General features: G+C 67.4%; 26 protein-coding genes and 1 pseudogene. 15 read left to right on the top strand and 12 right to left on the bottom strand.

Annotation, left to right across the window (positions count from 1 at the left end):
- Positions 1-15: 15 nt before the first annotated feature.
- Complete coding sequence (locus tag B5V46_RS05885; RefSeq protein ID WP_080615729.1) at positions 16-624, bottom strand: nicotinate-nucleotide adenylyltransferase; 609 nt, start codon at positions 622-624, stop codon at positions 16-18.
- Positions 625-744: 120 nt separating this feature from the next.
- Here B5V46_RS05885 and ettA point away from each other — a divergent pair, with 120 nt between their 5' ends.
- Positions 745-2,412, top strand: a complete 1,668-nt coding sequence (ettA, locus tag B5V46_RS05880; protein ID WP_080615728.1) for an energy-dependent translational throttle protein EttA — start codon at positions 745-747, stop codon at positions 2,410-2,412.
- Positions 2,413-2,561: 149 nt separating this feature from the next.
- On the opposite strand, the pseudogene B5V46_RS05875 reads toward ettA, so the two are convergent.
- Positions 2,562-3,070 (bottom strand): annotated as a pseudogene (locus B5V46_RS05875) (IS5 family transposase); the annotation flags it as partial.
- Between B5V46_RS05875 and B5V46_RS05870 the strand changes: the two are divergent.
- Positions 3,008-3,622, top strand: a complete 615-nt coding sequence (locus B5V46_RS05870; protein ID WP_369822812.1) for an IS3 family transposase — start codon at positions 3,008-3,010, stop codon at positions 3,620-3,622. The pseudogene B5V46_RS05875 and the gene B5V46_RS05870 overlap by 63 nt on opposite strands.
- Positions 3,623-3,885: 263 nt before the next feature.
- A complete protein-coding gene (locus B5V46_RS05865) occupies positions 3,886-4,200 on the top strand; it encodes a polymer-forming cytoskeletal protein (RefSeq protein ID WP_080615727.1) in 315 nt (104 codons plus the stop codon).
- Between the two features lie 29 nt (positions 4,201-4,229).
- Here the strand turns inward: B5V46_RS05865 and B5V46_RS05860 are convergent, their stop codons facing one another.
- From B5V46_RS05860 to B5V46_RS05855, 3 genes are all read right to left on the bottom strand, one after another.
- Positions 4,230-4,859 (bottom strand): hypothetical protein, encoded by a 630-nt coding sequence (locus B5V46_RS05860; protein WP_080615726.1) that lies wholly within the window; start codon positions 4,857-4,859, stop codon positions 4,230-4,232.
- 63 nt (positions 4,860-4,922) lie between these two features.
- Positions 4,923-5,078, bottom strand: a complete 156-nt coding sequence (locus B5V46_RS19655; protein ID WP_155773962.1) for a hypothetical protein — start codon at positions 5,076-5,078, stop codon at positions 4,923-4,925.
- Positions 5,079-5,297: 219 nt separating this feature from the next.
- On the bottom strand, positions 5,298-6,254 hold the full coding sequence (locus B5V46_RS05855) for a YihY/virulence factor BrkB family protein (RefSeq protein ID WP_080617968.1): 957 nt from the start codon (positions 6,252-6,254) through the stop codon (positions 5,298-5,300).
- 363 nt (positions 6,255-6,617) lie between these two features.
- Between B5V46_RS05855 and B5V46_RS05850 the strand changes: the two genes are divergently transcribed.
- Positions 6,618-7,529 carry a diacylglycerol kinase family protein gene (locus B5V46_RS05850; RefSeq protein ID WP_080615725.1) on the top strand — a complete coding sequence of 304 codons (912 nt, stop codon included), beginning with the start codon at positions 6,618-6,620 and terminating at the stop codon, positions 7,527-7,529.
- Positions 7,526-8,314 (top strand): metallophosphoesterase, encoded by a 789-nt coding sequence (locus tag B5V46_RS05845; RefSeq protein ID WP_080615724.1) that lies wholly within the window; start codon positions 7,526-7,528, stop codon positions 8,312-8,314. Before B5V46_RS05850 ends, B5V46_RS05845 begins: the two co-directional genes overlap by 4 nt.
- A 24-nt stretch (positions 8,315-8,338) precedes the next feature.
- On the opposite strand, the gene B5V46_RS05840 is transcribed toward B5V46_RS05845, so the two are convergent.
- A complete protein-coding gene (locus B5V46_RS05840) occupies positions 8,339-9,889 on the bottom strand; it encodes a DHA2 family efflux MFS transporter permease subunit (RefSeq protein ID WP_080615723.1) in 1,551 nt (516 codons plus the stop codon).
- Between the two features lie 26 nt (positions 9,890-9,915).
- Positions 9,916-11,070 carry an HlyD family secretion protein gene (locus B5V46_RS05835; protein WP_080615722.1) on the bottom strand — a complete coding sequence of 385 codons (1,155 nt, stop codon included), beginning with the start codon at positions 11,068-11,070 and terminating at the stop codon, positions 9,916-9,918.
- 241 nt (positions 11,071-11,311) lie between these two features.
- Here B5V46_RS05835 and B5V46_RS05830 point away from each other — a divergent pair, with 241 nt between their 5' ends.
- On the top strand, positions 11,312-12,082 hold the full coding sequence (locus tag B5V46_RS05830; protein WP_080615721.1) for a TetR/AcrR family transcriptional regulator: 771 nt from the start codon (positions 11,312-11,314) through the stop codon (positions 12,080-12,082).
- A 12-nt stretch (positions 12,083-12,094) separates the two neighbouring features.
- On the opposite strand, the gene B5V46_RS05825 is transcribed toward B5V46_RS05830, so the two are convergent.
- On the bottom strand, positions 12,095-12,859 hold the full coding sequence (locus tag B5V46_RS05825) for a DeoR/GlpR family DNA-binding transcription regulator (protein WP_080615720.1): 765 nt from the start codon (positions 12,857-12,859) through the stop codon (positions 12,095-12,097).
- Positions 12,860-13,073: 214 nt separating this feature from the next.
- On the opposite strand from B5V46_RS05825, the gene glpD reads away from it, so the two are divergent.
- The 4 genes from glpD to B5V46_RS05805 all read left to right on the top strand — a co-directional run bounded on the left by glpD (position 13,074) and on the right by B5V46_RS05805 (position 16,801).
- Positions 13,074-14,690, top strand: a complete 1,617-nt coding sequence (gene glpD / locus B5V46_RS05820; RefSeq protein ID WP_231119249.1) for a glycerol-3-phosphate dehydrogenase — start codon at positions 13,074-13,076, stop codon at positions 14,688-14,690.
- Between the two features lie 390 nt (positions 14,691-15,080).
- Positions 15,081-15,308, top strand: a complete 228-nt coding sequence (locus B5V46_RS05815) for a DUF1413 domain-containing protein (RefSeq protein WP_080615719.1) — start codon at positions 15,081-15,083, stop codon at positions 15,306-15,308.
- A gap of 285 nt (positions 15,309-15,593) precedes the next feature.
- Positions 15,594-16,226 (top strand): dihydrofolate reductase family protein, encoded by a 633-nt coding sequence (locus B5V46_RS05810; protein ID WP_231119248.1) that lies wholly within the window; start codon positions 15,594-15,596, stop codon positions 16,224-16,226.
- Positions 16,223-16,801, top strand: a complete 579-nt coding sequence (locus B5V46_RS05805) for a TetR/AcrR family transcriptional regulator (RefSeq protein WP_080615717.1) — start codon at positions 16,223-16,225, stop codon at positions 16,799-16,801. The genes B5V46_RS05810 and B5V46_RS05805 overlap by 4 nt, the downstream gene beginning before the upstream one ends.
- Positions 16,802-16,887: 86 nt before the next feature.
- Here the strand turns inward: B5V46_RS05805 and B5V46_RS05800 are convergent, their stop codons facing one another.
- The 3 genes from B5V46_RS05800 to B5V46_RS05790 all read right to left on the bottom strand — a co-directional run bounded on the left by B5V46_RS05800 (position 16,888) and on the right by B5V46_RS05790 (position 19,391).
- Complete coding sequence (locus B5V46_RS05800) at positions 16,888-18,033, bottom strand: ABC transporter ATP-binding protein (RefSeq protein ID WP_155774155.1); 1,146 nt, start codon at positions 18,031-18,033, stop codon at positions 16,888-16,890.
- Positions 18,034-18,106: 73 nt separating this feature from the next.
- Positions 18,107-18,688, bottom strand: a complete 582-nt coding sequence (locus tag B5V46_RS05795; protein WP_155773961.1) for a transglycosylase SLT domain-containing protein — start codon at positions 18,686-18,688, stop codon at positions 18,107-18,109.
- Between the two features lie 142 nt (positions 18,689-18,830).
- Positions 18,831-19,391, bottom strand: coding sequence for a type 1 glutamine amidotransferase domain-containing protein (locus tag B5V46_RS05790; RefSeq protein ID WP_080615715.1), 561 nt, complete (start codon positions 19,389-19,391; stop codon positions 18,831-18,833).
- Positions 19,392-19,559: 168 nt separating this feature from the next.
- Between B5V46_RS05790 and gatB the strand changes: the two genes are divergently transcribed.
- Positions 19,560-21,068 carry an Asp-tRNA(Asn)/Glu-tRNA(Gln) amidotransferase subunit GatB gene (gene gatB / locus B5V46_RS05785; protein ID WP_080617965.1) on the top strand — a complete coding sequence of 503 codons (1,509 nt, stop codon included), beginning with the start codon at positions 19,560-19,562 and terminating at the stop codon, positions 21,066-21,068.
- A gap of 2 nt (positions 21,069-21,070) precedes the next feature.
- Positions 21,071-21,523, top strand: coding sequence for a hypothetical protein (locus B5V46_RS05780; RefSeq protein WP_155773960.1), 453 nt, complete (start codon positions 21,071-21,073; stop codon positions 21,521-21,523).
- A gap of 23 nt (positions 21,524-21,546) precedes the next feature.
- Here the strand turns inward: B5V46_RS05780 and B5V46_RS05775 are convergent, their stop codons facing one another.
- Positions 21,547-21,804: a BolA family transcriptional regulator gene (locus B5V46_RS05775; RefSeq protein ID WP_080615713.1), complete on the bottom strand. Its 258-nt coding sequence runs from the start codon at positions 21,802-21,804 to the stop codon at positions 21,547-21,549.
- A gap of 75 nt (positions 21,805-21,879) precedes the next feature.
- Between B5V46_RS05775 and B5V46_RS05770 the strand changes: the two genes are divergently transcribed.
- The 3 genes from B5V46_RS05770 to B5V46_RS05760 all read left to right on the top strand — a co-directional run bounded on the left by B5V46_RS05770 (position 21,880) and on the right by B5V46_RS05760 (position 25,258).
- Positions 21,880-22,506, top strand: coding sequence for a J domain-containing protein (locus tag B5V46_RS05770; RefSeq protein WP_080615712.1), 627 nt, complete (start codon positions 21,880-21,882; stop codon positions 22,504-22,506).
- A gap of 1,253 nt (positions 22,507-23,759) precedes the next feature.
- A complete protein-coding gene (gene cobS, locus B5V46_RS05765) occupies positions 23,760-24,731 on the top strand; it encodes a cobaltochelatase subunit CobS (protein WP_369822836.1) in 972 nt (323 codons plus the stop codon).
- A 92-nt stretch (positions 24,732-24,823) separates the two neighbouring features.
- A complete protein-coding gene (locus B5V46_RS05760; RefSeq protein WP_080615710.1) occupies positions 24,824-25,258 on the top strand; it encodes a hypothetical protein in 435 nt (144 codons plus the stop codon).
- The last annotated feature ends 480 nt before the right edge of the window (positions 25,259-25,738 follow it).

The raw sequence follows: 25,738 nt of genomic DNA, 5'->3' as shown, positions 1-25,738 counted from the left end.
GCGGGCGCAACCGGCTCACCCCCGCCGCCGCCAGTCGCCGCGGGCACGGATTTCCGAGGAGGACAGATCGACCATCGGCATGTTGAGATAGCACCAGGCCGGGGGCTGGCTGTCGGCCAGCAGAGCCGCGTCGCTCGGATCGAGCCGGTAGCGCGCATGCGTCCGCGCCGCCCGCGCCCGGCGCGCCGCCACCCCCTGCCCCGGCCGCGCCAGCACCCCCACCGGCACGGTGTCGAGGATCCAGCGCCAGCGGTCCCAGCGGTGGAAGCTGGCCAGATTGTCCGCCCCCATCAGCCAGACGAAGCGAACGCCGGGATAAAGCACCATCAGCCGCTCCAGCGTCTGGGCGGTGTAGCGGGTGCCGATCCGGGCCTCGATATCGGTGATCTCGACGCGCGGATGCTGGATCACCGCCTCGGCCGCCGCGATCCGCCGCGCCATCGGCGCCGGACCCTCGGCCTTCAGCGGATTGCCCGGCGAGACCAGCCACCAGACCCGGTCGAGCCCGAACCGCTTCAGCGCGATGCGGGTGATATGGGCATGCCCCTCATGGGCCGGATCGAAGGAGCCGCCCAGAAGCCCGACCCGCATCCCTGCCCGCGCCTTCGGAAACCCCGCCCGCATTCACTTGCCCCAACCGCTCGATCGACAGGGCCGCACGTTAACCCGCCCGTCATTGCCCTTGTCCAGCGGAATCGCTATGTGCTGGCGTGACTGTTACACCTTTTGCACGAGGCGTTCGCGATGGCTTCCTACCAATATGTCTACCACATGGACGGGGTGTCCAAGACCTATCCGGGCGGCAAGAAATGCTTCGAGAACATCCGCCTCAACTTCCTGCCCGGGGTCAAGATCGGTGTCGTCGGCGTCAACGGCGCCGGGAAATCGACGCTTTTGCGGATCATGGCGGGCTGGGACAAGGACTTCTCGGGCGAGGCCTGGGCGGCCAAGGGTGCGCGCGTCGGCTATCTGCCGCAGGAGCCCGAGCTCGACGCTTCGCTGTCGGTCCGCGAGAACGTGATGCTGGGCGTGGCCGGGAAGAAGGCCAAGATCGACCGCTTCAACGAGGTCGCGATGAAGGTCGCCGAGGAGTACTCGGACGAGCTGATGGAAGAGATGACGACCCTTCAGGACCAGATCGACGCCGAGAACCTGTGGGATCTCGACAGCCAGATCGACGTCGCGATGGAGGCCCTGCGCTGCCCGCCCGACGATGCGCCGGTCGAGACCCTCTCGGGCGGCGAGCGGCGCCGGGTGGCACTGTGCAAGCTGCTTCTCGAAGCCCCCGACATGCTGCTTCTGGACGAACCGACCAACCACCTCGACGCCGAGACCGTCGCCTGGCTGCAGCAGCACCTGATCGAGTACAAGGGCACGATCCTGATCGTCACCCATGACCGTTACTTCCTCGACGACATCACCGGCTGGATCCTCGAACTCGACCGCGGCCGGGGCATTCCCTATGAGGGAAATTATTCCAGCTGGCTGGAACAGAAGGCCAAGCGCCTGGCCCAGGAGGCCCGCGAGGACAAGGCCAAGCAGAAACAGCTGGAACGCGAGCTTGACTGGATCCGCGCCGGCCAGAAGGCCCGGCAGGCCAAGTCCAAGGCCCGGATCCAGGCCTATGAGGAGATGGCCGGCCAGTCCGAGCGCGAAAAGCTCAGCCGCGCCCAGATCATCATCCCCAACGGCCCGCGGCTGGGCGGCAAGGTGATCGAGATCAAGGGCCTCAAGAAGGGCTTCGGAGACCGGCTTCTGATCGAGGATCTCAGCTTCGCGCTGCCTCCGGGCGGCATCGTCGGCGTGATCGGTCCGAACGGCGCCGGGAAATCGACCTTCTTCCGGATGCTGACGGGGCAGGAATCCCCTGACGAGGGCCGGATCGAGTTCGGCGACACGGTCAAGCTGTCCTATGTCGACCAGTCCCGCGACGCGCTCGATCCCGACAAGACGGTCTGGGAAGAGATCTCGGACGGGCTCGACATCGTGGTTCTGGGCGATGCCGAGGTGAACAGCCGCGCCTATTGTTCCTCCTTCAACTTCAAGGGGGGCGACCAGCAGAAGAAGGTGGGGCTTCTGTCGGGCGGCGAGCGCAACCGCGTTCACATGGCCAAGCTTCTGAAATCGGGCGGCAACGTGCTTCTGCTCGACGAACCGACCAACGATCTGGACGTCGAGACGCTGCAGGCACTGGAAACGGCGCTGGAGGATTTCGCGGGCTGCGCGGTCATCATCTCGCACGACCGTTTCTTCCTCGACCGGCTCTGCACTCATATCCTGGCTTTCGAGGGCGAGGCCCATGTCGAATGGTTCGAGGGCAACTTCGAGGCCTATGAGGAGGACAAGATCCGCCGTCTGGGTCCGGACTCGGTCGAGCCGAAGCGGGTGAAGTACAAGAAGTTCGCGCGGTAGGTCACACTTGCAACACTGCCCCGCATGCCACAAAAATTGCGAAAAGGAGCAATTTTTGTGGCACAGTTTACTTTCTTTCCCGACGAAAGCGGGCACGTAACACAAGAGCCGGGCGTATCTGATGAGGTAGGCTCAGGACTCGTTCTCACTCAAAGCCAAAAGATGACGGTTGCGGCGAGAGTGATCGCTGAGAAGAAGGTCTTGGGGCATCTGTCATATCTGGTCGCGACACGCCGCCAGTCCTTGAGCCTGCCGAACATGATCTCGATACGGTTCCGGCGTTTGTCGTATTTTGCGATTGTTTTGCGCCGTTTCCGGCCCGGGATGCAGGCGCGTATCCCTTTGTCTTACAACGCTTCTCGGAACCAATCGGCGTCGTAGCCCCGATCCCCGAGCAGCCAGTCGACATCGGGCAGGCTGCTGAGCAACGCTCGCGCCCCGATGTAATCACTGACTTGGCCAGCGGAGACGAAGAAGTTGATCGGGCGCCCGTTGCTGTCGCAGATGGCATGCAGCTTGGAGTTCATGCCGCCCTTGGTGCGACCGATCAGGCGACCACGCTCCCCTTTTTTGCGCCCAGGCTGGACGCGGTGCGATGTGCCTTCAGGTAAGTCGCATCAATCATCACCGTCTTCTTCTCGCCGTGCTCGGCAGCCAGCGCGCCGTGGGCATGCGGCCCCGCATCCAGGCTGTTCCGTCTGTCGCAGCTGCGCCGAACGAGAGATGGTCGACCGATCTCGCACGCATCTGGAGCGGCAAGGACGGCTGGGCCTCGCTGCCCCTGGTGATCGACTGCCACACGCGCGGGCTGCTGGGCTGGCACCTGTCGAAGTCCGGCAAGGCCGCGACGGCCAGCGCCGCGCTTGAGCATGCCCTGATCGCGAGGTTCGGTACCCTGGGCCGGGTCGAGGAGGAGTTCCTGCTCCGCTCGGACAATGGGCTCGTCTTCACCAGCAACCACTTCACGACCATCGTCCGCGGGTACGGGCTGAAGCAGGAGTTCATCACCCCTCACTGCCCACAGCAGAACGGCATGGTCGAGCGCTTCATCCGGACGCTCAAGGAGCAATGCGTGCATCGGCACCGCTTCGAAAGCATCCAACACGCGATGCGCGTCATCGGTGACTGGATTGCCTTCTACAATAACCGCCGCCCCCATAAGGCGCTTGCCATGCGCACGCCTGCTGAGGCATTCACATTAGCGGCTTAACCTGAGCAGATTCCGCTGGGTCGATACACAACCGCCATCAAGGCATCCTCCCCTCCGGGACGCCAAGGCCATCTCGAGCGTTGTTCGGACCGGCGGCGCCGAGTCTGCGGACCGCCCCAAAAGCCGCGCCGCCGGTCCGGGGCCCGTCGCAACCGGGCAACGGTGGGCCGGGAAGGCGGGTCCGGCCGGGGACAGGGCTTGTGGCCGGCGCCATCCCGCCGCATTGAGAGCCCGAAACAAGACCCCAGAGCGGAGCGGCGTATATGGCCCAGGCAATCATCTCGCAGGACCTCACGATCGAAGGCGATCTCGTCGCCAAGGACAGCGCCGTGATCGTCAACGGACAGGTCAAGGGCAACATCACCGCCAAGACGATCGAGGTCAGCGCGACCGGACAGGTCACAGGGGCCCTTGCCGCCGAGGCGGTCACCATCAACGGCACGATCTCGGGCCGCGTCACCTGCACCGATCTCACGCTCTCGGCCTCGGCCCGGGTCCAGGCCGATCTGAGCGCAAAAAGCCTGACCTCGAGCAAGGGCGCCCGGGTCTCGGGCCGGGTCGAGATCACCGGACGCTGAGACGCGCGGCCCCGGCCCGTCCTGCCCGGTCAGGCCGCGATCGGGGCCAGCGCGGGCAGGACCGGTTCGTCGAAACTCAGCAGCCCCAGCAACAGCCCGGCCTGAGCCTCCAGCCGGTCGCGGAGCTGTTCGACCGCCTCATGCGAGCCGGGATGCTCGGACAGGAGCCGCAGATTGGCGGCCAGCGCGCGAGAAAGAGGCTCGCCCGCCCGGCGCCGCCCGGCAATATCGGCGCGCCAGTCCAGCGTCCTGAGCAGATGCACATCGGCACCGAGGATCAGCTCCAGCGCCCTGGGCGGGGCTGTCGCGCGATGCAGCTCGGAGGCATGCGGCGTGAGCGCGCCATAGGCCAGAAGACCGGGCGCCGACAGGATTTCCTCCAGCCGGAACAGGTCCTGCCGGGCCTCGGGATCAAGATGCCGGGCCGACAGGCAGACCGGTCGGCCCTCCTCGCCGATCACCACCAGCGCCTCGGCCGGATGCCCGGTCAGCGACCGTCGCCCGAAGGCGATGAAGCGTTTGACAAGACCAATGCACTCGCCCGCCCGGGCGTCGCGCGCCCGGGGAAACAGATCGGCCAGCAAGGCGCCCGCGCGCGCGCTGACCAGTCCGCGCGTCCATGCAAAAGGCACGGGCGCAAATTCTGCGATCTGGGTCATTTTCACGTCCTGCTCGTTATTTTTATGATATTGCGTGAATCAAGATAGAATTGACTTAAAATTTCAATCAAGAAAAAACTCAGGGATCGCGGCGCAGAAGAAAATATGTTGCCCGCCTGCCTGATCGCAAAGCGCCTGACCGCAGGTCTCAATCGGGCCGCTCTGCCCTTTTCTGCGCGCTGTTTCAGATCCGCCTTCGCTGATAAGGCAGAAGGTCATCGAAAAGCTGCAGGTTTTCGACAATGCCCCGTCATTCTGCTGCAAAGGAGCTTGCCTCAAAGACGGACATCTCGGCCCCGCCCGAAGCCCGTGCACGGGACCGGAGGCCTCTGCGCTCGGGTGACGGACAGGACCGACACGCGCCCCCCAGGCGATGCGGCGGGGCATCGTCTCACCGCCGCGCCCGGGGCGCGCGCGCCCGCCGCCGGATGGCTCGTTTCAGCCGAGCCCGGACGTCGTCTCCTCTGCACCGCGTCCGGCGGTGTCCGAAGACGGCGCCTTGCCGTTCTTCAGCGTCCCGGTCTCGTCGCGGACATGATCGGCGACATGGGCCCCGCGGTCGCCCACGGCGCGCTCGGGGCCGGTCGTGCTGTCGCGCCGGGTCAGCAGCTCGAGCTCGGCATTCAGCGCCGCGCCGATCAGCGTCACCGCTGCGCTGAGATACAGCCAGAACAGCAGCGCAACCACCGCACCCAGCGAGCCGTAAACCTCGTTGAGCCGGTCGAAACTGCGCATATAGGCGGCCAGCGCGACCGAGCCCAGCGCCCAGGCGCAGACCGAGAAGACCGCCCCCGGCGTCACCCATTGCAGCCGCGCGGCACGGCGGTTCGGACCGTAGCGGTAGACCAGCGCGATGGCCAGAAAGACCACGCCCAGCATCAGGACCCATTTCAGCAGGGTGATCGGCAGCTCGATGGCTGCGGGCAGCTTGACGAAGGCCAGCACGGCCGGGATCAGCACCACCGCCGAGAAGGCCAGAAGAGCCACGAAGATCAGAACCGCCGTCAGCGCCACCGCCAGGGCAATCCTCACGATCGGATTGCCCCGGTTCTTCTCGCCGTAAATGGCGTTGAGGCCGCGGATCAGCCCCGCAACCGCCGCCCGCGCGCTCCAGATCGCAAGCAGGATCGACACCAGACTGGTCCAGCCCAGCGTCGAGGAGCTGGTGCCGACCAGCGCCACGACCTGGCGCTGCATGACCTCGTAGGCGCCGGCGGGCAGCACCTCAGAGGCCATCGACAGCTGCTCCTGGATCATGGTCGGGTCGGCGAGAAAGCCCCAGATCGCGATCAGCGCGGCAAGCGCGGGAAAAATCGACAGGAAGCTGTAGAAGGCCACGCCGGCCGCGATCAGGGCGACGTTGCGTTCATCCATGCCTTGCCAGACGCGAAAGATCGCAATGCGCCAGTCGCGGGCACTGTACTGGCCGGGGCGGATCGCAGCCTGGCCCGGCCGCGACGATGTCTGGCTGGCGGCGTTCATGCGCGGCTCTCCCGGCCGACCCCTTCGGTGGGGCGGGCAAAGACGGACAGAAGGCTCAAGGGCATTTCCTCCGGATTTCCTGTGGGCATTTCAGCACGTCCCGTCCAACGCGCGAGGGTGCGCCCGGGTTCCCGCAAAACGCGCAATAACACCCATCGGCCCGGCCGCGAACCAGAAAAGCGGCGGCGCCCCGCCGGGCCGGGCCGATCCCGGGAACGCGGCGCGCGCCGGAACGTTCGGACAGTGCCCCAGACCGGACCCAGGACAGGACACCCGATGCCAGGATCTTCCGCCTTCTGCCTCATCGTCAACGACCGCGCCGGAGACCATTCCGGCCCCGGATCGCGCAGCGACATACTGCGCGGGCTGTGCCTGCAAGCGGGGGTCGAGGCCGAGATCTGGCGCCCGCGCCGGGGCCAGAGCCTGACCGGGCTGGCGCATGAGGCGCTCGAGCGGGGCTGCGGCACGCTGGTCGCCGCGGGCGGCGACGGCACGATCTCGGCCGTGGCCGAGGCCTGCCATGCCCGCGACGCCCCGCTCGGGGTGATCCCGCAGGGCACCTTCAACTATTTCGCCCGCGGGCTCGGCATCCCGCTGGAGCCCGAGGCGGCAGTCGCGGCCCTGGCCGACGGCACCGCTGCCGAGGTGCATCTGGGCGAGGTGAATGGCCGGATCTTTCTCAACAATGCCAGCCTCGGGCTGTACCCCGCGATCCTCGAGCGGCGCGAGACCACCTACAGGCGCTGGGGCCGCAGCCGGGTCGCGGCCTACTGGTCGGTGGCCCAGACCCTGGTCGGCGCCCGCCGCGCAATGCGGCTCAGGCTCGATCTCGACGGCGTCGCGCAAGAGCTGCACACGCCGCTCGCCTTCGTCGCCAACAGCGCCTATCAGCTGCGGCAGTTCAATCTCGAGGGCGCCGATGCGCTCGAGGAAGGCCGCTTTGCCCTTTTCACCGCCCCGGACGGCAGTCAGATCGAGATCATGCGCGCGACGCTCGGGCTTGCGCTCGGCGCCGCACAGGAGGGGCAGGATTTCGAGCTGCGCCGGGCGGCAAGGATCGTGATCGACCCGGGGCGACCGCGGGTGCTGGTCGCGCGCGACGGCGAGCGCGAGACCATGCGCAGCCCGCTGACGATCCGTCGCCGCGACCGCCCGCTCCGGGTGCTGGTGCCCGGGGCCGCGGCGTGATCCGCATCGCGCATATCTCGGACCTGCATTTCGGCCGCACCGCGCCCGAGCTGCGCGACCCGCTGATCGGGGCGCTGAACGCGGCCGGGGCCGATCTGGTCGCGGTGACCGGCGATCTGACCCAGCGCGCGCGAGCAGGACAGTTCCGCGCCGCCCGCGCCTTTCTCGACCGGCTCAATCCGCCCTGGCTTGCGGTGCCCGGCAATCACGATGTGCCGCTCGACAATCCATGGCTGCGGCTGCTTTGCCCCTATGCCCGCTATCGTCGCCATATCTCGGCCGATCTGGCGCCCCGGGCCCGGATCGGCGCGCTGACGGTGCAGGGCTTCAACACCGTCGATCCGCTGCGCTGGCAGCGCGGCAAGGTGCGGCGGCGCGATCTCGACGCGGCCTGCGCGGCCTTCGACGGCGCGCCGGGCCCCAGGCTTGCCATGGCGCATCATCCGTTCGAACAGGCTCCCGGCACTCCGAAAAGCCTGATGAAGCACGCCCGGCCCTCGCTCGAGGCGCTGGCGCGCTGCGGCGCCGATATCGTGCTGTCAGGCCATCTGCACCGCTGGCGGGCCGAGCCCTTCCTGACCCGCGAGGCCGGGCGGCGGGTGCTGCAGGTGCATGTCGGCACCGGGCTCTCGACCCGACTGCGCGGTCAGGAGAACGACTTCGCGCTGCTCGCCATCGAGGGCGATCAGATCGAACTCACCCGGATGGTGGCAAAGGATGGCGCATTCCGTCCGGCCAGCCTCGCCGTGTTCCGCAAGGGGCTGGCGGGCTGGACCGGGATCTGAGCCCGCCTCCCTCGTCCCGTCCGCTCAATGCCCGCCGCCGCCACCTGCCGCCGGGCCGGGGGCGCGCATGAAGAAGGCGCTGGCCGCGAGCCCGCCGAACAGCAGCGCAAGCATCAGGAAGACATCGATGAAGGACATCACCGTCGCCTGCTGGCGCAGCCGGGCCGCCATCTGCACCAGCGCCCCGGTCTGGCCGTCAAGCCCGCGCGCCGAGAGGTTCGCCACCATCATCGAGAGCTGGCGCATCGCGGCGTCATTGGTCCAGGTGATGGCCTCGCGCAGCCGCTCGTAATGCAGATCGCCCCGGTCCGAGAGCTGGGTATTAATCACCGCCAGCCCGACCGCGCCGCCAAGATTGCGCATCAGGTTGAACAGCCCCGAACCGCCCTTCATCTTGTCGCGCGGCAGCGTGCCGAGCGCCAGGTTGTTGATCGGCACCATGCTCAGCATCAGCGACACGCCGCGCAGGATCTGCGGCACCAGAAGCTCGTTGAAATCCCATTCGGCAGTCATGCCGGTCAGCATCCAGGTCGAGACCGCGAAACCGACGAAGCCCGCGACCAGCATCAGGCGCAGATCGATCCGGGCCGAGAGGAAGCCCGCGACCGGGGCGGTGAAGAACATGGCCAGCCCCGAGACGAAGACCGTCTCGCCGATCATCAGGCTGTCATAGCCGCGGATCGAGGCCAGATAGAGCGGGTAAAGATAGGTCAGCCCGTACAGCCCGATCCCCATCACGAAGCTGAAGGCCGAGCCCAGCGCGAAATTGACATCGCCGAAGGCCGAGAGATCGACGATGGGCTCGTCGCGGGTGAAGGCGCGCCAGAAGCTGACGATGGCGCCCAGCACGGTCACGACGACGAAGGCCGCGACCGTCTCGTCGGCCAGCCAGTCATTGCCTGGCCCCTCTTCGAGCACGTATTCCAGCCCGCCGAGAAAGGCCGCCAGCGCCAGCAGCCCCCACCAGTCGAAGCGGTCGAAAAGCCGCCAGTCGGGCCGGTCGAAATCGATCAGCAGGAAGGCGCCCAGCGTCACCCCGATGCCCGGCAGGACATTGACCAGGAACAGCCAGTGCCAGGACATCGTGTAGCTGAGATAGCCGCCGATTGTCGGCCCCACGGTCGGCGCCAGCGTCGCGATCAGCCCGATCACCGGCGAGACCACGCTGCGTTTCGAGGCCGGGAAGATGGTGAAGGCCGCGGCGAAGACCGAGGGGATCATGCCGCCGCCCAGAAAGCCCTGCAGCGCGCGCCACAGGATCATCTCCTCGATGCTGCCCGAGGTGGCACAGAGAAAGCTGGCGACGGTGAAGCCCGCCGCCGAGAGCGCGAACAGGTAGCGCGTCGACATCATCCGGGCGAGAAAGCCCGAAAGCGGGATCATCACCACCTCGGCGATCAGATAGCTGGTCTGGACCCAGCTGATCTCGTCGGAGCTGGCGGCAAGCCCGGCCTGGATCTCGGACAGCGAGGCCGAGACGATCTGAATGTCGAGGATCGCCATGAACATGCCGAAGACCATCACCACGAAGGCAATCACGCGGCGCGGCGTCAGTTGCGGCTCATCGGACGTCATCTCGGGGCTCCGGGGTGCGGGCGGGCTCAGCGCGCGGCGGCAAGGCGGGCGGCGGCCCCCTCGCCCGAACGCGTGTCGACCGCGACCACAGCCGACAGCCCCGCGCGCAGCTGCCCGGTCGCCGCCGCCTCGGGCGGCAGCGCGATGCGCACCGGCACCCGTTGCACGACCTTGGTGAAATTGCCGGTGGCATTGTCGGCCGGCAGCACCGAGAAGACCGAGCCGGTGGCGGGCGCGGCCGAGCTCACCCGGCCCTCGAAGCTGCGGCCCGGAAGCGCATCCAGCCTCACCTCGACCCGCGCGCCGGGGGCGATGCCCTGCATCTGGGTCTCCTTGAAATTCGCCTCGACATACAGCGCATCGTCAGGCACCAGCGCGGCCAGCTGCGTGCCAGCGCTGACCAGATCGCCGATCTCGATCCCCAGATTGGCGAGAATGCCATCGGTGGGCGCCCGCAGCACGGTGCGTTTCAGGTCGCGCTCGGCCTGATCGACGGCCAGTTCCAGCTCGTGCTTGTCGCCCTCGGCCTCGGCACGCTGGGCGACCAGAACCGCGACCTCGGCCCGCGCGCTCGCCACCGCCGCCACGGCCTTGGCCAGGCTGGCCTGCGCGGTGTCGTGGCCTTCGGTCGCGCTGTCGAGCTGGGCCTCGGCGGCGAAATTGCGCGCGGCCAGCCCCGTGACCCGTTCGAGCGTGTTGGCCGCGGTCCGCAATTGCGCCTCGGCGGCATCGCGATCGGCCTCGGCCTGGCGGACGGCCGCGCGCGCCGCCTCGATCTGGGCATCGATCCGCGCCAGCCTGCGCCCGGCGGTCGCGACCCGGCTTTGCGCGGTGGCCAGCGCGGTGCGGTAATCGCCATCCTCGAGCCGCACCAGAACCTCGCCCGCGCGGACATGCGCGTTCTCCTCGACCGGCAGGCTGGCGACATAGCCCTGCACCCTGCTCGAGATCCGGGCGATATCGGCCTGCACATAGGCGTCGTCGGTATCCTCGAAGAAGCGCCCCTCGGTCCAGTAATTCCAGCCGCCATAGCCCGCCCCCGCCAGGGCCAGCACCGCGATCCCGAGCAGGAACCTGCGCTTGCGCCCGCCGGGCAGGGCACCTCCGTCCCGCGACGGGGTATCGACCGCGGCATCGACCGGGGCGCGGTCCTGAACGCTCGAACGGTCCTGCGGGGACATGGGCGGCAACCTTCTGAACTGGGCCTGAAACCGGTTTGCGGCCAAAGGCGGATACGGGACGGCCCGGACCGATGGCAGGGCAAGGACCTGACTTGCACAGACTATCGAACCACGCGGTTCGATGCGACATCTAGGGCATCGCGCCGCAGCGTTCAAGACTTTATCGAACTGCCTGGTTCGATTAAACCCTGCAGACGACCGGGCCCCGCCCCTGTCGGGCAGAGGAAAGGAGACCCGTATCATGCACAGCGCGCCAGGCGATGCCACTGCCCCGCAAGCCGAGCCCGAGGCAGAGCCCCGGGCCGAGCCTCAGACCACCGCCCCCCGGGCGAAGAAGGACACCGCGCAGGATTGCGACAGCCCGCGTCGCGCCTGCCGCCGCCACGCTGCGGGCGAGGACCCCGCCAAGCGCGACCAGATCATGGCCGGGGCGATGCGGGCCTTTCTCGACAAGGGCTTCGATGCGACCAGCGTCAATGACATCTGCCGCGCGGCCGGGGTCTCGAAGGGCACGCTCTACGTCTATTTCGCCGACAAGCAGGATCTCTTCGTCGCGCTCGTGGCCAAAGAGCGCGAGAAGATGTTCGGGGGGGTCGACGCGGTGCTGCAAAGCGATCTGCCGCTGGCCGAGAAGCTGACCAGCTTCGGTCGCAACCTGGCCAGGATCATCAGCTCGGACCATGTCGTGCAATGGCAGCGCACCATCGCGGGCATCGTCGACCGCATGCCCGAGCTGGGCGTGCGGTTCTACGATGCGGCCGCGCTGCGCACCCATGTCGACCTGGCAGACCTTCTGCGCCGCGAGATGGCGGCCGGACGGCTCGAGCTGCCCGATCCGGTGCTGGCCAGCGCCCAGTTCATCGAATTGTCCGGGGCCGGGATCTGGCGCGCGCGGATCTTCGGCAAACGCCCGACACCGCCCACATCCGACGAGATCGACCGCACCGTCGACAGTGCCGTGCGGCTTTTCCTCAGCGCCTATGGCCGGCCCGGCGTGCGCCAGGAAGACTGAGCCCCGCTCCGCCTAGGGCGCGGCCACATCGACCCGCGTGTTCCAGCCCCGGCAGCGCTCGACCAGCGGCGCGGGCAGCGGACGGTCGGTGAAGACCGCGTCGAGATCGCGCAGCGAGGCGATCCGGACCGGGGCGCTGCGCCCGAACTTGGCAGCATCGGCGACCAGGAAGGCACGCCGCGCCTGGGTCAGGATGGTCTGGCTGACGCTCACCTCCTGGATATCGAAATCCAGAAGGTCGCCCTCGGCATCGAGCGCCGAGCAACCGATCACCGCGTAATCGACCTTGAAGGCCTGGATCGCGCGCATCGTCAGCGCGCCCACCAGCCCGCCATCCGAGCGCCGCAGCGTTCCCCCCGCCACCACCACCTCGCAATCGGGGTTCTCGACCAGAATATTCGCGACATTCATGTTGTTGGTGACGACCAGAAGATTGCGGTGGGTCAGCAGCGCCCGGGCCACCGCCTCTGTCGAGGTGCCGATATTCAGAAAGACCGACGCCTCCTCCGGAATGGACGCCGCACAGCGCGCCGCGATCGCTGCCTTGGCTTCGGCATTCAGCCCGCGCCGCGCCTCGTAGCCGATATTGCTCACCCCCGAGGGCAGGATCGCGCCGCCATGCACGCGCTCGAGCTTGCCCGCCCCGGCCAGCTCGGCCAGGTCGCGGCGGATCGTCTGCACGGTCACGCCGAAATGCTCGGCCAGCCCCTCGACGGTGACACGGCCCTCGCGCCGGGCAATGTCGAGGATGTCGGGCGCGCGGAAGGTCTGGGTCATCGGTTTTCCTTTCCCCGCGAGAATGTTCGGCTGCGACCCGTTCCGCAAGCCGACAGGCCATATATGCGGCTTTCAGGCGCCATTTCTGGGCTAAGGCCGCGCAACAACGGGCATAAAACGCTTCGATACGAACACAAAAGAATTACAAACGAAAATATTCATTGACCCTTCCTGCGGCGCCATGCTCCGCTTCCGACCGATGGAGGACCGAGTCATGCCGATGCGCAAAGCCGAAGCGACCGCGGATCAAACGCCGTCCGAGCAACCCTGCGACCTGCTGATCGTGGGCGGCGGCATCAATGGCTGCGGCATCGCCCGCGACGCGGCCGGGCGCGGGCTGTCGGTCACGCTGGCCGAGATGGGCGACTTGGCCTCGGCCACCTCCTCGGCCTCGACCAAGCTGTTTCACGGCGGGCTGCGTTATCTCGAATATTTCGAATTCCGGCTGGTGCGCGAGGCACTGATCGAACGCGAGACACTGCTTTCGGCCATGCCCCATATCAGTTGGCCGATGCGCTTCGTGCTGCCGCTCGACCGCGACATGCGCTTCGATGCCAGCACACCCGCCTCGCGGCTTCTGAGCACGGCCATGCCCTGGATGACGGGACGCCGCCCGGCCTGGCTGATCCGGCTCGGGCTTTTCCTTTATGACCATCTCGGCGGGCGCAAGATCCTGCCGCCGACGCGCAGCCTCGATCTGACGACGGATCCGGCAGGACGCCCGCTCAAACCCCGGTTCCGGCGCGCCTTCGAATATTCCGACTGCTGGGTCGAGGATGCCCGACTGGTGGCGCTGAATGCCCGCGATGCGGCAGAGCGCGGCGCCGAGATCCTGACCCGGACCCGGATCGTCAGGGCCCGCCGCGAGGACGGGCTCTGGACCGTCACCCTGCGCGACGGCGATACCGGCGCCGAGCAGACCCGGCGGGCACGGATCCTCGTCAATGCCGCCGGCCCCTGGACCGCCGATCTGATCTCAGGCGCGCTGCAGCAGCCCTCCACCGACAAGGTGCGGCTGGTGCGCGGCAGCCATATCGTGACCCGTCGCCTGTTCGAGCATGACCGCTGTTATTTCTTCCAGGGACAGGACGGCCGGATCGTCTTCGCCATCCCCTACGAGACCGATTTCACCCTGATCGGTACCACCGATGCCGAGCATGCCGATCCCGACGGTCCGCCCCGCTGCACCGAGGAGGAACGCGATTACCTGATCGGCTTCGTCAACCGCTATCTGGCGCAGCCGATCTCGGCCGCGGATATCGTCTGGACCTATTCCGGGGTGCGGCCCCTGCATGACGAAGGCGAGGGCTCGGCCTCGGCCGCCTCGCGCGACTATGTCGTCCGGCTCGATCGCGCGGGCGCGCCGCTCGTGAATATCTTCGGGGGCAAGATCACCACCTATCGCCGCCTTGCCGAAGCCGTGCTGGACAAGATCGCCGGGATCCGGCCGGACCTGCCCGGCCCCTGGACCGCGGGCGTGCCCCTGCCCGGCGGCGATGTCGCGGTCGACGGCATCGACGGGCTGATCGCTGCGCTCCGGCAGGACTATCCCTTCCTGACAGGGCCCTGGGCGCGGCGTCTGGTGCGCGCCTATGGCACCGAAGCCCGCAGGATCCTGGGCGGGGCGCAGGCCGTCGCCGATCTCGGCCGCGATTTCGGCGCCACGCTGACCGGAGCGGAAGTCATCTGGCTGATGGAGCGGGAATTCGCCTGCCGGGCCGAGGATGTGGTCTGGCGCCGCAGCAAGCTCGGGCTCCGGATGAGCCCCGGGCAGATCGAGCTGCTGGACGACTGGATGACAGAGCGGCGCAGGCACGCCGTCGGCGAATGACAGCCCGGCGACAGGACGTACCCTGCGTTTCTGCGCGCCCTCTGGCCCAGCCCCCGCGGCCTTGCAGGCCCACCGTCCGCACGACCGGCGCCGCGGGCCGGGCGAACGGTCGCGCGCCGAGACAGCACAGACCGCACAGGCTGCCAGGCGCGCAGGGCATCTCGAATCGCAGCTCGTCTCCGGATCACGCTCTCCTGACCTCTGCTCAGACTGTCTTTGGAACTGACCGGCATGGACGCCACGCCCTTCGCCACTACCATATGACACGCTCGGCCACGGTCTTGACCGGCAGGACCGACAGTCGCGGGCAGACCGGCCGCCACGGCCGGTGCGCCCGGGATGCAGTTCAGGCGTAACGACATCGCCGGGGGGGACCCCGGGGAGGGTGTAATGACAGCAGATCAGGAAGCCATGATCCGGGACGCGCTTGCCGCGCTGCCCTCCGGCGAATTCCACCTGCCCGACGCGGTGGGGCCGCGCTGGGACGATCTCTGGATCGGAGAGAAGGTCGGGCTCGGCAACGATTTCCTCAAGCATGTCCGGCAGGGCCGGTTCGAGGGGATCGAGGATACCGGCCGCAAGGAACATGGCCTGCATGTCTACCTGAAAACGGGCTGAGCGTCCGGAAGGGGCGCCGATGAGGCGCCGCCCGGCCGAGCGCCACATCCTTCCGGCCAGACGATCTCTCCGCGACGTCAAACGCACTGCGCTGGCGGCTGCGTAAAGGCGCGCATCGATGTCAGATCGCAGGAGAGGCGCGGCGCGGGCCTTCGGCACGGGCGCGCTGAAAGACATCCGGTCGGAGGATCGTCACGCGGTCCGGGCAGATGGTCGTGTCGTCCGCCCCTGTCCTTCGCCCCGGAACGCCCCGGGTACTCCCCATGGCGGCTTCGGGGCGCCCCAATGGTCAAGCCTGAGCTTTGCCGGTCTTGCTCCGGCAGAGGGGAGCAGATATGTATTTATACACTGTATAAATACGGGGGTGAAATGATCACCGGACATGTTTTCATCGCAACCAGCCTCGACGGCTTCATCGCCCGGGACGACGGCGATATCGGATGGCTTCTGGAGCGTGACGCGCCCGACGAAGACCATGGCTACGACGCCTTCATCGCAGGCATCGACGCCATCCTCATGGGCCGTGGAACCTATGAGACAATCCGCGCGGTCAGGCCCTGGCCCTTTGCGCATCCGGTTGTCGTCCTGTCGCAAACCCTGACGCAGGACGACCTGCCCGAAGACCTGTCTAGGGAGACGGGCAACAAGGTCCGGGTCCTCGGCCTATCGCCCGACGCGGCGATGCGCCTGCTGCACTCCGAGGGTCACCGAAAGGTCTATGTCGATGGCGGCCGCGTTATCCAGTCCTTCCTGCGGGCGGGCCTGATCGCCGACATGGTGATCACGACCGTGCCCGTGCTTCTCGGCGCGGGACGGCGCCTGTTCGGACCCGTTGCCGGGGACATGCCGCTGCACCATCAAGAGACGAAAAGCTTTCCCTCCGGCCTCGTGCAGTCCCGCTACCGGATCCTTGCATGAAACGGCCCCGCGGAAGACCGCCACGGGCCGGCGCGCCGGTCTCGCGCGACGAGATGCTGACGGCCGCGCTCGCGCTTCTGGAGGATGAAGGCGCCGACGCCTTCACCATGCGGCGGCTGGCAGAGCGCCTCGGCATCAATCCGATGACGATCCACCATCATTTCGGCGGCCGCGACGGGCTGATCGGCGCGATGTCGGAACGCGCCCATGCCGGCGTCGCCGCCCCCGAAGAAGGCACGCCGACAGAGCGGATCGGCGGGCTCCTGAGGGCCTATCACAGGCAGGTGCGGCGCCACCCCGGCCTGACGCTGCTCATCTTCAGCCGACCGACCGTCTTTCCCGAACAGGCAGAGCGGATAACCCGGGAGATCTCGGCCCTGCTTGCAGAAGCCGGCCTGCCGGATCGCCAGGGGCGGTTATGGCGCGACATCCTCGTGGACGTCACCCATGGCGCGGCCCTGGCCACCGCGATGACGCAAGGAAATGCGGCCGACGCCCCTGCCGGGGATCAGGGAGCCGAAGATCGGGGATATGACGCCGCGCTGGACGAACTCATGCGCGCGCTCGGAAGGTAAGCGGCCCTGCGGCCTGCAAGAGGCGCGTGGCGGAAGATCCACTTGCCTGCCGAGACACAGACCGGCGCCGCGACAGGGCCGGAGGGTCAGCTTCCACCGTCCTCGCCTTCCGCCCCTTGGGCGGGAAAGACGAAGCAGCGGTCGCGGCGCATTGTCAGCCACATCGGCGTGCCGGGCGCGGGCAGGAACACGGCCGGCACGGTGGCCTTCAGGACCGAGCCGTCATGCTCCATGCGGAACTCGACCAGGCTTTCCGCCCCCATGAAGCGCGCGCGCTGGACCCGGGCGCGGGCGGCGACCCCGTCCCCGGGCGTCGGATTGGGGCCGCGGCCATTGCGGTCGAAATCGATCCGCAGATGCTGGGGCCGGATGATGATATCGACCTCGCTGCCATCCTCCATGCCCGGCGCGAGGAACTTGCCGAAGGGGGTCTCCGTCAGCAGATTGCGCACCGTGCCCCGGATCACGTTGATATCGCTGAAGAAGGCCGCCGCCGCGCGATCGACGGGCGCGTTGTAGATGTTATAGGGCGCGCCCTGCTGCACGATCCGCCCGCCGCGCATCAGCGCGATCTCGTCGGCCATGCGCATCGCCTCGTCGGGCTCGTGGGTGACCAGAAGAACCGCCGCGCCCTCCTCCTTCAGCACCTGCAGCGTCTCGTCGCGGATCTCGTCGCGCAAGCGGTTGTCGAGCCCCGAGAAGGGCTCGTCCATCAGCATGATCTTGGGCCGGGGCGCCAGCGCGCGGGCCAGCGCCACCCGCTGCTGCTCGCCACCCGAAAGCTCATGCGGGAAGGCGTCGATGAAGCGGCCCAGCGCGACCCGGTCGAGCAGGGCCTCGACCCGTGCGCGCCGCGCCGCCTTCGGCCCGGAAAGCCCGAAAGCCACATTCTCGGCCACGCTGAGATGCGGGAACAGCGCGAAATCCTGGAACATCAGCCCGACCGAGCGGCGCTCGGGCGGCAGCCGGAAGACGGTATCGCAGACCAGCTGCCCGTCGATCCGGATCTCGCCCGCATCCTGGCGGTCGACCCCCGCGATGATCCTCAGCGTCGTCGACTTGCCGCAGCCTGAGGGCCCCAGCAGGCAGGTCACCTGCCCCGGCAAGACCTCGAGCGTCACCCCGTCGACAACCTTGCGACCACCGAAGATGCGGTCGATATGGCGGATTTCGAGCCTCGGGCTGCGGTCGGAAGTCTCAGGCGTCACACGGGGCCTCGCGCTATTTCCGATGGAAACTATCGGATTTGGTTCGCAAAAGGCAATGCCCCCTCGGGGCGCGGGACGCAAGTCCCGACCGGCAGGATCAGCCCCGGCAGTAGGACTGCGCCCGGGTCCAGGCCGCGATTTCCTCGCGCTTCGAGGCCACGGTCATCGGTCCCCAATCGGCGGCAACGCCCCGGCCGCGGGCGGCGACCACCCCGTCGCGGACGACCGCGCTCGAGGCGATTCGTACCGCACAGCTCAGATTGGCCTTTCCATCGGTCAGCGCCGAACCGCTGGTGGCCGCGCAGCCATGATAGCGCGCGGTGGCAGGCGAGATCTGCAACAGACCGAACCAGCGGCCGCCGCCGCCCACCGCGGCCTCGTTCCAGGTGCTTTCATGCTTGGCCAGCGCCGAGAACAGCCCCGCCCAGAAGGCGCGGCGCTGCGCCGGGCGGGCCTTTTCATAGGCCGGACACCAGGTCTGGATATCGGCCGGGACGGTTTCGGTGAGGCCGGTGCCGTAAAGGCTTAGCGCATCGAGGCTGGCCTTGGTCCAGTCCGTCGCTTCGGGCATGTGGTCCCAGCGCATCGCCGGAAGACCGCGTCCCCTGTCTGCAATATCGGTTTGGCTGCAGCCGAGGGTCAGAAGCGAAAGAGCGAGAACAAGGGCAAGACGACGCATCGGGGCTCCGGAAGGCAACATCGGGCACCATGTCCCGCGCGCCCTTATGACCGAAACCGGACCCCTGCGGCAAGAAACACGCCCGCCAATGGGCAAAGGACCGCCGACATCGCGACAGGGTCAGGCCATTCAAAAGGCCAGGTCATGCCACCTTGCGCCGGTGCCGCCCCTCCTCGATCTCCTCCGCGATCGTCGCAACGAACGCCCCGAGATCCTGCGCCGCGCGGCTGGTGACGATGCCGTTCGTGACGACGACGGCCGCGTCGACCCAGATCGCACCGGCATTCTCGAGATCGGTCCGGATCGAGCGGCACGAGGTCATCTCCCGCCCCTCGACCACCCCGGCCTCGACCAGCAGCCAGGGGCCATGACAGATCGCGGCGACGATCCGGCCTTCGGCAACGAAGCCCCTGACCAGCCGCACCGCCTCGGGCGCGACGCGCAGGCTGTCGGGGTTCATCTGCCCGCCCGGCAGCACGAGCGCATCATACTCCCCGACCCTTACATCGCTCAGCGCCTTGGTCGCCTCATGGGTCGCGCCCCAGTTCCGGTTCTTCCAGCCCGTGATCGGCGCGCCGCCGGGACTGGCGATATCGACCTGCGCCCCCCTGGCGCGAAGCTCCGTCAGCGGCTCCTCAAGCTCGGCTTGCTCGAAACCATCGGTGGCCATGATCAATATCCGCGACTCCGCGATGCCGGTCATGTCGTCCTCCTGTGTCCCATCGACCCAAAGGAGGATAACGGCCCGCTATCGGCGACGTTCCGCGCAACGCCATTACGATTCCGTGAGGTCGCCACCCCCCGAGGATCCCCTTGCCCGCGCCCGCCCCCTGCCCTAAACATGCGCCCTGCCGCAGATGAGGATGCCGCCATGCTTGACCTGACCTTCGAGCCCCCGAAACCCAAGGTAATCTCCGGCGCCAAGGCCGAATGGGAACTGGTGATCGGCCTCGAGGTCCATGCCCAGGTCGCCTCGAAATCCAAGCTGTTCTCGGGCGCCTCGACCGGCTTCGGTGCCGAGCCCAATTCGCATGTCGCCTTCGTCGATGCGGCGATGCCGGGCATGTTGCCGGTGATCAACGAATTCTGCGTGGCCCAGGCGGTGCGCACGGGGCTGGGCCTGAAGGCCGAGATCAACCTTGTCTCTGCCTTCGACCGCAAGAACTACTTCTATCCCGACCTGCCGCAGGGCTATCAGATCAGCCAGCTCTACCACCCCATCGTGGGCGAGGGCGAGGTGCTCGTCGACATGGGGCCGGGCGTCGCGCGCCGGGTCCGGATCGAGCGCATCCATATCGAGCAGGATGCCGGCAAGTCGATCCATGACATGGATCCGAACATGTCCTTCGTCGATCTCAACCGCACCGGGGTCGCGCTGATGGAGATCGTCTCGCGCCCCGATCTGCGCAGCCCCGAAGAGGCCGCCGCCTATGTCGGCAAGCTGCGCCAGATCCTGCGCTATCTCGGCACCTGCGACGGCAACATGCAGAACGGCAACCTCAGGGCCGATGTGAACGTCTCGATCTGCCAGCCCGGCGCCTATGAGAAATTCCGCGAGACCGGCGATCATTCGGTTCTGGGCACGCGCTGCGAAATCAAGAACATGAACTCGATGCGCTTCATCCAGCAGGCCATCGAATACGAGGCCCGGCGCCAGATCGCCATCGTCGAGGATGGCGGCACCGTCGATCAGGAAACCAGGCTTTACGATCCCGACAAGGGCGAGACGCGCTCGATGCGCTCGAAGGAAGAGGCGCATGACTACCGCTACTTCCCCTGCCCCGACCTGCTGCCGCTGGAAATCGAGCAGGCCTGGGTCGACGAGATCGCGGCCTCGCTGCCCGAGTTGCCGGACGAGAAGAAAGCCCGCTTCGTCACCGATTTCGGGCTGACCGAATACGATGCCTCGGTGCTGACGGCCGAAGTCGAATCCGCCGCCTATTTCGAGGCGGTGGCGCAGGGGCGCGACGGCAAGGCCGCCGCCAACTGGGTCATCAACGAGCTGTTCGGCCGGCTGAAGAAGGACGACCGCGACATCACCGACAGCCCGGTCAGCCCGGCCCAGCTGGGCGGCATCCTCGATCTGATCGCCGCGGGCGACATATCGGGCAAGATCGCCAAGGACCTGTTCGAGATCGTCTATACCGAAGGCGGCGATCCGGCCGAGATCGTGGCCGCGCGCGGCATGAAGCAGGTCACCGATCTTGGCGCCATCGAGAAGGCCGTGGACGAGATCATCGCCGCCAACCCCGCCCAGGTCGAGAAGGCCAAGGCCAATCCGAAGCTTGCCGGCTGGTTCGTCGGTCAGGTGCTGAAGGCCACCGGCGGCAAGGCCAATCCGCAGGCGGTCAACGAGATCGTGGCCCGGAAACTGGGGTGATCATGCCGGTTTGTTACGAGTACCGTGTCCTTCCCGCCCCCGAACGCGGACGCCGCAGCCGGGGGCTCAAGGGGCCTGCGGAACGCTTCGCTTATGCGCTTGAAGAGACGATGAACGAGATGGCCGCCGAGGGCTGGACCTATCTCCGCGCCGAAAGCCTGCCCTCGGAGGAACGTCAGGGCCTGTTCGGCGGCCGCAGCCGGACCCTGCGCAACGTGCTCGTGTTCCGCCGCGCCCGCGAGGCCCGGCCGGATCGCGACAGGGACCAGGACGCGGATCGGGCCCCGGCCTTTTCCCATGGCAGCCCCGAGGCCATCGCCGCATCGGCCATGGCCTCTGCCCATGCCCTGCCCGAGCGGACCTATCCGCCGCTCGGCGCGCCCTCGCGCGCAGCGGTGCCGCCACGTCCCGAACAGGCGCTGGGCGGTGCCCGCCCCCGCAGCGACGAGGGCTGAGTCCCGCCGCCCGAGGGCGCGTCTCAGCTCCCGATTTCGATCGCCAGCGCGTGGATCTGCCCGATCAGTTCGGGTCCCAGCGCCTTGTGCACGGCCCGTTCGCGCGCCACACGCGACATCGGCGCGAAGGCCGGTGCCGCGATCCGCACCCGGAAATGACTCTCGCCGCCTTCCTGATAGCCGGCGTGACCGCGATGCTTCTCGCTTTCGTCCAGCACCTCGAGCGCCGTCGGCTCGAAGGCCTGTTCCAGCTTCCGGCGGATTTGCTCTACTCGTCCCATTTTTCCTCCTTCGCCCCCTTCATTCTTGTCTCCAATTGACTAAACTCTCGGGTCCGAGTCGAAAAGGTGGCTGCCATGACCAAAACCGACCCCTTCGGGTTCGACATTTCCGTATCGGCCGACAAGAAGCGCCGCACCCGGGGCCGGAGGGGCATGTCGGGCGCCTTCGAGACCTCGCGTCGCAAATGCGAACATCCCGGCTGCGACCTCGACGGCCAGTACCGCGCCCCGAAATCTCCGGACCAGCTGGACGAATATTTCTGGTTCTGCAAGGACCATGTGCGCGAGTACAACCTAAAGTGGAACTTCTTCAACGGCGTCACCGAAGAGGAATTCGAGGCCCAGATCGACAAGGACCGGGTCTGGGACCGCAAGACCCAGCCCTTCGGCAGCAAGGACGAACAGCGGGCCTGGGCGCGGCTCGGCGTTGACGACCCGCATCAGGTGCTGGGCGAGAATGCCACCCGCAACCCCGGCAAGACCGGCGGCGCGCTGCGGCGGCTGCCGCCGACCGAGCGCAAGGCGCTCGAGCTTCTCGAGGCCCAGGACACCTGGACCAAGGCCGAGATCCGCAAGCAGTACAAGTCCCTGGTCAAGGACCTGCATCCCGACATGAACGGCGGTAACCGCGCCGACGAGGAGCGCCTGCAGGAAGTCGTCTGGGCCTGGGACCAGATCAAGGACAGCCGCAGCTTCAAGTGAGACAAAGGCCCGCGGGCCGCTGCGGCCCGCGATTTCAGATGCTCCCGACTGCACTTCTCCCCTGAGCTCGATGAGATCCCGACAGGACAGGCCTGCGCCCTTGTCGGCGTCTTTCGGTTCGGGGCGTCTTTCCGCGATGGCCGGCACCGGCTGGTTCTGTCGAAATACTCGCTTGCGGAGCAACCCCGCATCAGATCGTGGGATATGGCTCCGATTTTTCGTGCCCCCGCCACATAAGCAGTCCCCTTTTACCCCTGTGAGGAACGCCACTCCAAATTCAGGCGACCTCTCGGCCGCTGACGGAGCTTTTCGACGCAATCGGCTCTCGACGGACGCGCCGCGGATGGGCCGAGCATGCGTTCATACAGGTCCTCGCCCCGGCCGAGACAATCACCCGGCACATTGCGCAAACAGGCGCCCGGCCGTCATCGCCCTTGCCTCCATCGCCGGGCTGTTCCGCGCTCGGGTCGAGGGGCGATAGACCCGGGGCCCTTTTCCCCGATCCAGTTTTTTCCTGCACGCCGACCGCCTTCCGGGCCACCTGCGGGGGTACGATGGCCGTTCGGGTCCACGAAGTCCGGGCCCTGATGCGCCCGTGTCCCGAACAGGGGCCTGCGCTCACGATATCGGGCAGGCCAGGCGCGGATCGAATTGTGGATGAGCCGATATGCCTCGTCTGAAGTGCGCAAGAGGGTTCGCGACGAGTCCCCCCCCCGGACGGATCTGCCGGCGCCTTCGGGACGCCTCGCCGGATTTGGCAGGGATCATTACCAAGCCCTGCGGCAGGGCCATCAACCATGGGGCCCATCCGAACCTGTCCGGTTCGGTCGCGGGCATGACCAGGAACCGGACGGCGGGCAACGGTATTCCGTCGTACAGCTTCACGCCGACGGATTGCCGTTCGAGGCTACGCTCCGGACGAGCGCGCGAACCGGCATATGCGTCTTGAGCGGTATTGAACCGGCGTCTCCCGAACGCGTGCAGCCGTCCGCCACAAGCCTGCAGACATCGCCATCGCCAGACGCCCTTGACGACCGCGCTGATCCACTCCCTCACCGCAACGCCCATTTGCCAGGGGCAGACTGCCACCCGAAAGACACCGCGCCTGCAGGAGGGGCTCGATCACACATTGCCCTGCGTCGAAATCCCGATGGAGTTTCCTTCGGCGGGCGGGTGCCTGCCGGGGCTTCCCCTTGCGCGCCCTGCGGATATGTTTCAAGACGGCCAGTGACAGGACAAGCGACGGGGTCATGATGAACGACGTAGTGAAACCCACCGAAGAGATCTCGGTTCGCGAGGTGTTCGGGATCGACAGCGACATGATCGTGAAGGGCTTCGAGGCGCCGACCGACCGCGTGCCCGATCGCGACCCGACCTACAAGTTCGATCCCGACACCACGCTGGCGATCCTTGCAGGCTTCACCCATAACCGCCGGGTGATGATCCAGGGCTATCACGGCACCGGCAAGTCGACCCATATCGAGCAGGTCGCCGCCCGGCTGAACTGGCCCTGCGTGCGGGTCAACCTCGACAGCCATATCAGCCGGATCGACCTGATCGGCAAGGATGCGATCAAGCTCAGGGACGGCAAGCAGGTCACCGAATTCCAGGAAGGCATCCTGCCCTGGGCGCTGCGCAATCCCTGCGCCATCGTCTTCGACGAATACGATGCGGGCCGGGCCGATGTGATGTTCGTGATCCAGCGGGTGCTGGAGGTCGATGGCAAGCTGACGCTGCTCGACCAGAACGAGGTGATCACCCCCCACCCGTCCTTCCGGCTGTTCGCGACCGCGAACACGGTCGGGCTTGGCGACACGACGGGGCTTTATCACGGCACCCAGCAGATCAACCAGGGCCAGATGGACCGCTGGTCGCTGGTGGCGACGCTGAACTATCTCAGCCATGATGCCGAGACCGCGATCGTGCTGGCCAAATGCCCGCATTACAATACCGAGAAGGGCCGCAAGACCATCTCGCATATGGTGACCGTGGCCGAGCTGACCCGGACCGCCTTCATGAATGGCGATCTCTCGACGGTGATGAGCCCGCGGACGGTGATCGCCTGGGCCCAGAATGCCGAGATCTTCCGCAATGTGGGCTTCGCCTTCCGGCTGACCTTCCTCAACAAATGCGACGAGCTCGAACGCCAGACCGTGGCCGAGTTCTACCAGCGCCTGTTCGACGAGGAACTGCCCGAAAGCGCGGCCAGCATGAGCCTCGGCTGACCCGATGCCGCGCGGTCCGGCGACCGGCAGCCAGATCCCCGACGGCGGGCCTGCGGCCCGTCGCAGGCCGCCTCGACCTGGCGGCCTCTGCCATGCGCTGGCCTGAAGCGAACCTGCCGCGCGCGGCCCTGCTGGCCCTTGCCGTTCCGCTTTGCTTCCCCGCCCTTGCGGGAAACGCCGATCCGGCCTTTCCCGCCACAGATTGCGCGGCGCTCTGGCAGGCGACGGCCAGCTTTCGTGCCAGCTATGCGATTGCCGAGGGCGCACCCTCCGAGGCCCGCGCCATGGCCCGGGCCTTCCGCGATGCGGGGCTTCCGCGCTCGGGCCTGACAGCTGCCGGATACGATGCCCGGATCGCCAGGTTGCGCCCGGTCTATCTGCTTCTGCTCGAAAACCATATCCTGAACGGAAGCCGCAGCTCGCGCGACCAGTATCTTCGCCTGTCCGGCCTCTGCGACGCCTTCGCCCGCAGCGAAGGCCTACCCGGTCACCCACCGGATCGTCGGACGCCTCTGCGGACGAAGTGACAATCGCGACACGTTACTGCGATCCGCTTCGCCCCCCCTGCCGCCGGATCGCTCCCTCGCAGCATGCTCCCATGTCAGACGAGGCGCGCGCAAAGCGAGGCGGGAAGCGTTCTGGCGATCGGCCATCCCACCCCGGGGCCACGGCAACCACGCCGGGGATGCACGGCAAGCGCAACCACAGCCCGGGGCGGCAAGCCGCAGTCCCGGCACGCCAGCAGGTGCGCTACGCTCCGGACTGGAGCCGCAGCATGGGGCGGCGCGACATGTTCGAGCGGCGCCTGAAGCCAGCCGGCCCTAAGCAACGCATGTCGGCTGGCCGGAGCGAAGCGAGGCGCGGGCCCGTCTGGCCGACATCGCCTGTCGCGGGCGACGGCATCCGGACCTAGCATGCGGGGCCGGCGTCGCCCCGGCGATTGCCGGATGGCATCGGGCGTTTTTCAGGGCGGCGGAGGCGCGACAGGACATCCCGCCGCTTTCCGC

Origin of the sequence: Rhodovulum sp. MB263, assembly GCF_002073975.1 — a bacterium.
Classification (GTDB): domain Bacteria; phylum Pseudomonadota; class Alphaproteobacteria; order Rhodobacterales; family Rhodobacteraceae; genus Rhodovulum.
Note: the sequence above shows the minus strand (reverse complement) of the source record. Positions and strands in the feature narration are given on the sequence as shown.